This window comes from Xenorhabdus eapokensis (assembly GCF_001908105.1).
Genome location: NZ_MKGQ01000136.1, coordinates 1 through 906 on the forward strand (window position 1 = coordinate 1; position 906 = coordinate 906).

General features: G+C 40.2%; 1 protein-coding gene and 1 pseudogene. One reads left to right on the forward strand and one right to left on the reverse strand.

The genetic code is table 11. From position 1 onward, the window contains the following. Positions 1 to 394: 394 nt before the first annotated feature. A complete protein-coding gene (locus Xedl_RS26070; protein WP_143187512.1) occupies positions 395 to 856 on the forward strand; it encodes a hypothetical protein in 462 nt (153 codons plus the stop codon). Here the strand turns inward: Xedl_RS26070 and Xedl_RS26075 are convergent. Further along, positions 825 to 906 (reverse strand): annotated as a pseudogene (locus Xedl_RS26075) (IS5/IS1182 family transposase); the annotation flags it as partial. The gene Xedl_RS26070 and the pseudogene Xedl_RS26075 overlap by 32 nt on opposite strands.

Sequence of the window (906 nt, forward strand, 5' to 3'; positions counted from 1 at the left end):
ACACTTTCTGCTGCCCTAACCAGTATTCCAGCTCTTCACTATCCATATTTGGATTAAAAAAGTAAGGTTCTTCAATACGCTTTTCCATCATTCACCTCGCGTGAGTTAATAGGTTGCCAGCCGCAATAGGAGAGATTGAGGTTCTGGGGGTGATTGCGGTGGCAAAGATAGGAAAATTTAATAATGATCACTACTTAGGTGTAGTGATAGATGATAGATTTATGTTTTGTTTAGGCGCTTTTGCTGCTCTATAAGCTTCCCTATCATTGATAATACGATAGCACTTTTCATTGATTCTGAGGCTGTTTGATAATACTGAAACAATGTCACCTCGGGACGCTTTGAATGTTGGAGCGCCATATTTATTTCATTAACTATCGGAGTTAAGTTATTCATGGCAATGGTTTCCTTACAAGATGTAGTATGTCCACACTGCCTCAGGGAAAAACCCACACTTGAGTGCATGTCAGAATTTCCTCTTAATCAAAAGCGGTTACTGGCAATGGTGTTTTTGTGTCGAAGCTGTAATGGAGTCACTGTTACCGAAGTTGCCCCGGATGAAAATACCGTCAAGGGAGGGGGTTACTTAAGACGCTCATATGATTACAATTTAGACATAACATTTTCCCCTAACCATAACGACTATGGATATGTAGAAGAAATATATCCAAAACCAAATATTCCTCTTGCTCCAGATCATGTCCCAATAAATATCTCAAATGTCTATTCTGAAGCGGAAGATAATTTCACGCGAGGAAGATTTTCCACATCTGTCATGCTTGCAAGAAAGACTTTAGGGCGTGTTGACGTTTACCGTTTATCCTTTACTCAACCCACATGGGTAGCCATATCATGACAAATGCCAGCGCCAACATGCTGGCATAATTTCGGGCTAATTTATCGTAT

Bases quoted from the DNA above. Each gene is read 5' to 3' on its own strand.
- Xedl_RS26070 (WP_143187512.1), top strand. From the start codon at position 395: ATGGCAATGGTTTCCTTACAAGATGTAGTATGTCCACACTGCCTCAGG.